Annotated in this window: 5 protein-coding genes and 1 riboswitch; all 5 genes read right to left on the bottom strand. The window is 68.7% G+C overall.

Translation table 11 applies throughout. From position 1 onward, the window contains the following. Positions 1–73: 73 nt before the first annotated feature. Positions 74–1435 carry an aminotransferase class V-fold PLP-dependent enzyme gene (locus tag AB0I69_RS41375; RefSeq protein WP_363100953.1) on the bottom strand — a complete coding sequence of 454 codons (1362 nt, stop codon included), beginning with the start codon at positions 1433–1435 and terminating at the stop codon, positions 74–76. A gap of 165 nt (positions 1436–1600) precedes the next feature. Further along, positions 1601–1717, bottom strand: a riboswitch (SAM riboswitch). Positions 1718–1792: 75 nt separating this feature from the next. Then, entirely contained in the window at positions 1793–2857 is a 1065-nt protein-coding gene (gene trpD / locus AB0I69_RS41370) for an anthranilate phosphoribosyltransferase (RefSeq protein ID WP_363100952.1), read from the bottom strand. 134 nt (positions 2858–2991) lie between these two features. Then, entirely contained in the window at positions 2992–4623 is a 1632-nt protein-coding gene (locus AB0I69_RS41365) for a cytochrome bc complex cytochrome b subunit (RefSeq protein ID WP_363100951.1), read from the bottom strand. Next, a complete protein-coding gene (locus AB0I69_RS41360) occupies positions 4620–5675 on the bottom strand; it encodes a Rieske 2Fe-2S domain-containing protein (RefSeq protein WP_363100950.1) in 1056 nt (351 codons plus the stop codon). Before AB0I69_RS41360 ends, AB0I69_RS41365 begins: the two co-directional genes overlap by 4 nt. Next, the gene (locus AB0I69_RS41355; RefSeq protein ID WP_363100949.1) at positions 5672–6481 is read right to left on the bottom strand and encodes a c-type cytochrome; all 810 of its coding nucleotides are present in this window, start codon (positions 6479–6481) and stop codon (positions 5672–5674) included. The genes AB0I69_RS41360 and AB0I69_RS41355 overlap by 4 nt, the downstream gene beginning before the upstream one ends. Positions 6482–6533 lie beyond the last annotated feature (52 nt).

Here is a 6533-nt window from a genome sequence, read left to right as displayed (position 1 = left end):
GCCGCAAATCGACACAGCCCCGCGCCCCTGGGTGGACTGCCCCTAAGGCTCGTTACATCTGACCGCGCTTACCTCACACCGCCGGGACGCAGCGGCCGTTCTCCGTGTGGTAGGTCCACTTCGCGCCGTCGGTCACCAGCTCGCGTACCGCCGTCACGAAGCGCTCTACGTGCTCGTCCGGGGTGCCCGCGCCGAAGCTCACGCGGATCGCGTTGAGGGACTTCTCGCCCGGGGCTGCCTCCGGGGCTCCGCACTCGCCCTGGGTCTGGGGGTCGCTGCCCAGGAGGGTGCGGACCAGGGGGTGGGCGCAGAAGAGGCCGTCGCGGACGCCGATGCCGTACTCGGCGGAGAGGGCGGCGGCGAAGTGGGAGCTGTTCCAGCCGTCGACGACGAAGGAGATCACGCCCACTCGCGGGGCGTCGTCGCCGAAGAGGGACAGGACGCGAACCTCCGGGACCTCGGCCAGGCCCGCCCGGACCTTCTCGATCAGGTGCTGCTCGCGGGCGACCAGGGTGTCGAAGCCCGCCTCCGTCAGCGCCTTGCAGGCCGACGCGATGGAGTAGGCGCCGATGACGTTGGGCGAGCCCGCCTCATGCCGGGCCGCGCTGTCGTGCCACTCCACGTCCACTCCCCCGTCCTCGCGCCGGGTGACCTTGCGGCTGGCGCCGCCGCCCGCGAGGTAGGGGTCGGCCGCCTGGAGCCAGTCGGCGCGGCCGGCCAGGACGCCCGAGCCGAAGGGGGCGTACAGCTTGTGGCCGGAGAAGGCGATCCAGTCGACGTCGAGGTCCTGGACGGACACCGGGTGGTGCGGGGCGAGTTGGGCCGCGTCCAGGACGATCCGGGCGCCGTGGGCGTGCGCGGCGGCGGCGAGTTCGCGGACCGGCCACAGCTCGCCGGTGACGTTCGAGGCACCGGTGACACAGACGAGGGCCGGGCCGTACGGGTCGCGGGCGGCGAGGGCCTGCTCCAGGGTCTCGACCGCCTGGGCCGGGGTGCGCGGGGCGTTGAGGTAGGTGACCCGGGCGTCCTTCCAGGGCAGCAGGGACGCGTGATGCTCGGTCTCGAAGACGAAGACCTGGCAGTCGGCGGGGAGGGCCGCGGCGAGGAGGTTGAGGGAGTCCGTCGTGGAGCGGGTGAAGATCAGCTGGTCGTCGGGGCGGCAGTCCAGGAACTCCTCGACCGTCTTGCGGGCGTTCTCGAACAGGTCGGTCGACAGTTGCGAGAGGTAGCCGGCGCCTCGGTGCACGCTGCCGTAGTACGGGGCGTAGGCCGCCACGTCGTCCCAGACGCGCTGGAGGGCGGGGGCGCTGGCCGCGTAGTCGAGCGCCGCGTAGGTGACTTCGCCGCCCGTGACGAGCGGGACGGTGACATCCCGGCCGAGAACGGGCAAAGAGGCACAAATGGTCGTAGCGGCGGCAACGGTGGCAACAGACATGGCGAACTCCCGTGAGAGGCAGGCGAATTCACTGCGCGAGCGGACAGGGCTTCGGCGCAGGAAAGGGTGAAAGGGGATGTGCGGAGTGGGGGCTTCGCGCCCTATCGCATTCGCTTGCTCACAGAGAACTCCCTCGATGACCAGGACCCCTGGTGTCTTTCGAGGGGCCCGCGCTTGCCGCGGACCTCGCTGCCCACGGCCTGGTCTTCACCCGGGGCACCCCGCCACGGACGGAGGGTTGCCGGACAGTCGGCCGGGGCCTCATGACTGTCACTCATGACCTGGTCAGAAAACCTACGTGAGGTGATCGTCGTCCCGCAACCCGTGTCCGGATCGCGGGACGACGACCGACGCCCGTTATGCGTTGGTGGCGGCCGCCCAGCGCTCCAGAGTGCGCTTCGCGGCCCCCGAGTCGACCGACTCCGCGGCCTTCTCCATCCCGGCCCGGATCCGGTCCGCCAGCGGCCCGTCCCCGGCCTCCAGCGCCACCAGGGCCGCCGCCGAGTTCAGCAGTACGGCGTCCCGTACCGGGCCTGTCTCGCCGTCCAGGAGACGGCGGGCCACGTCGGCGTTGTACTCGGGGTCGGCGCCGCGCAGCGCCTCCACGGGGACCAGCGGGAGGCCTACGTCCCGGGGGTCGAAGGCCTCCTCGGTGACCTTGCCCTCGCGGACGATCCACACCCGGGAGGTGGCCGTGGTCGTCAGCTCGTCGAGGCCGTCGTCGCCGCGGAACACCAGCGCGGACGAGCCGCGTTCGGCGAGCACGCCGGCGATGAGCCCGGCCATGCGGGTGTCGAAGCAGCCGACCGCCGAGGTGGTGACCCTGGCCGGGTTGGTGAGCGGGCCGAGGAGGTTGAACGCGGTCGGGATCCCCAGGTCACGCCGGACCGCGCCGGCGAACCGCATCGCGGGGTGGAACTTGGCCGCGAAGCAGAAGGTGATCCCGGCCTCCTCCGCCACCCGCGCCACCTGCTCGGTCGGCAGGTCCAGGTTGATGCCGAGCTTCTCCAGCACGTCGGAGGAGCCGCTCGCCGAGGAGGAGGCGCGGTTGCCGTGCTTGACGACCTTCGCACCGGTCCCGGCGATCACGATCGCGGACATCGTCGAGATGTTCACCGTCTTGGCCCGGTCACCGCCCGTACCGACGATGTCGACGGCCGGCCCCGGGATGTCCAGCGGCTTCGCGTGGGCGTACATCGCCTCGACGAGGCCGGTGATCTCCTCGACCGTCTCGCCCTTGGCCCGCAGCGCCACCAGGAAACCGGCGATCTGGGCGTCCGCGGCCTCCCCGCTCATGATGCGGTCCATCGCCCACGCCGTGTCGGCGGTGTCCAGGTCCTGTCCGGCCAGCAGCGCGCTCAGTACGTCGGGCCAGGAACGGGCCGCCGCGGTGTCGCCTCCAGCGGGGGTCACAGCGCTCATACGGCCGCTCCTGAGTGTCGTAGAAACATGGTTCGAAAGACCTCCCCCACCCTATCCAGCCGCAGGCACGGCGAAGGGCCCCGTCCGGTGTTCGGACGGGGCCCTTCGACTGTGGCGTGGCGACGCCTCAGCGATCAGTGGTGGCCGTGGCCGCTCGTGATCTCCTTGTACTCCTCGACGGTGGGCTTGGCGATCTGGGACTCCTCGCCGTAGTACGCCTCGCTCAGCTTGGCGCGCAGCTTCTCGGAGCCCTTCACCTTGCGCTCGACACCGTTCTCGTCGACCGTCGCGCCGATCGCGGCCGGCACGTACTGCTCGTGCGCGGTGAGCGTGTGCAGCGCGTCCTGGCTGAGCGGCTCGTGGATCTCGACGAACTCACCGTGCGGCAGGCGCTTGATGATGCCCGACTCGCGGCCGTGCAGCACCTTGTCCTTGTCGCGGCGCTGGAGGCCGAGGCAGACCCGCTTGGTGGCGATGAAGACCAGCACCGGCACCACGAAGAAGCCGACGCGCACGAACCAGGTGATCGAGTTGATCGACAGGTGGAAGTGCGTGGCCCAGATGTCGTTGCCGCCACCGATCAGCATCACGAAGTACGCCGCCAGCCAGGCCATACCGAACCCGGTACGGGTCGGGGTGTTGCGCGGCCGGTCGAGGATGTGGTGCTCGCGCTTGTCGCCGGTGACCCAGGACTCGATGAACGGGTAGACGGCGATGGCCACCAGCACCAGCGGGAAGACCACGATGGGGATGAACACACCCAGGACGAGCGTGTGACCCCACAGATTGATCTCCCAGCCCGGCATCACACGCACCAGACCCTCGGCGAAGCCCATGTACCAGTCCGGCTGGGCGCCCGTGGACACCATGTCGGGACGGTAGGGGCCCATCGCCCAGATCGGGTTGATCGAGGCGATCGCCGCGATGGCCGCGATGACACCGAAGACCAGGAAGAAGAAGCCTCCGGCCTTGGCCATGTAGACCGGCAGCAGCGGCATGCCGACGACGTTCTTGTTCGTCTTGCCGGGTCCCGCGAACTGCGTGTGCTTGTGGTAGAAGACCAGGATCAGGTGGCCGACCACCAGGCCGAGCATGATGCCCGGCAGCAACAGGATGTGGACGGCGTAGAACCGCGCCACGAAGTCACCGCCCGGGAACTCCCCGCCGAAGACGAAGAACGAGATGTACGTGCCGACGATCGGGATCGACAGCAGCACGCCCTCGATGAACCGCACGCCGGTACCCGACAGCAGGTCGTCGGGGAGCGAGTAGCCGGTGAAGCCGGTGAACAGCGACAGGACCAGCAGCAGCCAGCCGAACAGCCAGTTGACCTCGCGCGGCTTGCGGAAGGCGCCCGTGAAGAACACGCGCATCATGTGGACCATCATCGCGGCGACGAAGATCAGCGCCGCCCAGTGGTGGATCTGCCGGATCAGCAGACCGCCGCGCACATCGAAGGAGATGTGCATCGTCGAGTTGAACGCCTCCGACATCAGCTGCCCCTGGAGCGGGACATAGCTGCCGTGGTACGTCACCTCGTTCATCGACGGGTGGAAGAACAGCGTCAGATACACACCCGTGAGGATGATGATGATGAAGCTGTAGAGGCAGACCTCGCCCAGCATGAACGACCAGTGGTCGGGGAAGATCTTGCGCATGTTGGACTTGGCCAGGGAGTAGATCCCGAGGCGTCCGTCCGCCCAGTCGGCGACACGCTCGCCGGCCGGTGCTTTGTCGCGCCGCTCATTGTTCTCGTTGGTGCTCATCCGCGCTCCCAGAATGCAGGACCGACGGGCTCCTCGAAGTCGCCGAGCGCTTCGAGGTAACCCTCGTCGCTCACGCCGATGCGCAGCTGCGGCAGGGCGTGACCGGCCGGGCCGAAGATCACTCGGGCACCGTCGGAGAGGTCGAAGGTGGACTGGTGGCACGGGCACAGCACGTGGTGCGTCTGCTGCTCGTACAGGGAGATCGGGCACCCCACGTGGGTGCAGATCTTCGAGAAGGCCACGATGCCCTCGTGCGCCCACTCCAGCTCGCGCTTGTCCTTGATGTTGTCCGGCTGCAGCCGGACGATCATCAGCGCCGACTTGGCGATCTGGGTCTGGAACTCCTCGTCGGTCTCCTCCAGGCCCTCGGGCTTGGCGAAGGTGAGCGAGCCGACAGCCACGTCCGAGGGACGCAGCGGCAGGTTCGTGTTCATGTTGACGAGAAGCTTGCCCTTGGACCACAGGGTGTGGCGGAGCTTCGTCCCCGGCAGCGGGCCCAGGTCGCGCAGCAGCATGACGCCGGAGAGCGGGAACAGGGCCAGCGCGCCGAACATCGTGTTGCGGATCAGCTTGCGACGGCCGAGCGCGGACTCCTTGGCACCCTGCTTGAAGTCGGCCATGACCTTGGCCTTGACCTCGGGGGGCGCCTCGATGGCGTGCCGCTCGTCGGCGATCTCCTCGTCGGACATCAGGGTGCGGGCCCAGTGGACCGCGCCCGCGCCGATGGTGAAGAGCGCCGTACCGAGGGTCAGACCGAGCGCGAAGTTGAGCGCGTTGATGTGACCGATCGGGAAGACGAAGATCGGCTTGTCGTGCGGGATCGCCACGTACGAGGCGATGAAGCCGACGGTGGCCAGCATCGACAGCGTGAACAGGAAGGCGACGACGCGCTCGGACCGCCTGGCGGCCCGCTCGTCGATGTCCTGAACACGGTGCTCGTGCGGCGGCAGGCCGGGGTCGGCGAACGGGTCGTGCTCGTCCGCCACCGACACCGCGCCGTGCGCGTCCTGCTCAGCGGGCAGGTTCTCTTCTGGAATGTCTTGGCTACTCATGACTTCTTGGCCTTTGCGGTCCGAGCGGCGACCCAGACGGCTACCGCGATCAGCGCGCCCAGACCGAAGATCCAGGCGAAGAGACCCTCACTGACCGGACCGAGACCACCCAGCTCAAGACCGCCGGGGCTCTCGGTGTTGTCGCCGTTGACCGCGTTGAGGTACGCGATGATGTCCTTCTTGTTCTTCGACGACAGCGTGGTGTCGGGGAAGGAAGGCATGTTCTGCGGGCCGGTCTGCATGGCCTCGTAGATGTGCTTCGGGGCAACGCCTTCGAGGCTCGGCGCGAACTTGCCGTGCGTCAGCGCGCCGCCCTTGCCGGTGAAGTTGTGGCACTGGGCACAGTTGGTGCGGAACAGCTCGCCACCCTTGGCGATGTCCGAACCGGCGGGCCCGTACTCGTTCTTCGTCGGGATGACCGGGCCGGCGCCCAGCGAGGCGATGTACGCCGCGAGCTGGTCGATCTCGGCCTGGGAGTAGATGACCTTCTTGGCCGGGATCTGAGCGCCCGGCTGCTGGGCCGGCATACGGCCGGTGCCCACCTGGAAGTCGACCGCCGCGGCGCCGACGCCCACGAGGCTCGGCCCGTCGGAGCTGCCCTGACCGCCGGTGCCGTGGCAGCTGGCGCAGCCTACGGCGAAGAGCTTCTTGCCCTCGTCGATGGAAAGGGACTGGGCGGACTCGTCGGCCTGCGCCTTGCTCGCGGGCGCGAACGCGGCGTACAGCCCCCCAGTTGCCGCCAGCGCGAGGAGTAGTACGACGACCGCCGCCAGCGGATGGCGTCGTCGTGTGGAGAGCTTTTTCACGGATTACCCCGGTGTCAGGATCTTCTGCGTCGATGCTTCTGGAATGTGCGCT

Source organism: Streptomyces sp. NPDC050508 (assembly GCF_040655155.1).
Classification (GTDB): Bacteria; Actinomycetota; Actinomycetes; order Streptomycetales; family Streptomycetaceae; genus Streptomyces.
Note: the sequence above shows the minus strand (reverse complement) of the source record. Positions and strands in the feature narration are given on the sequence as shown.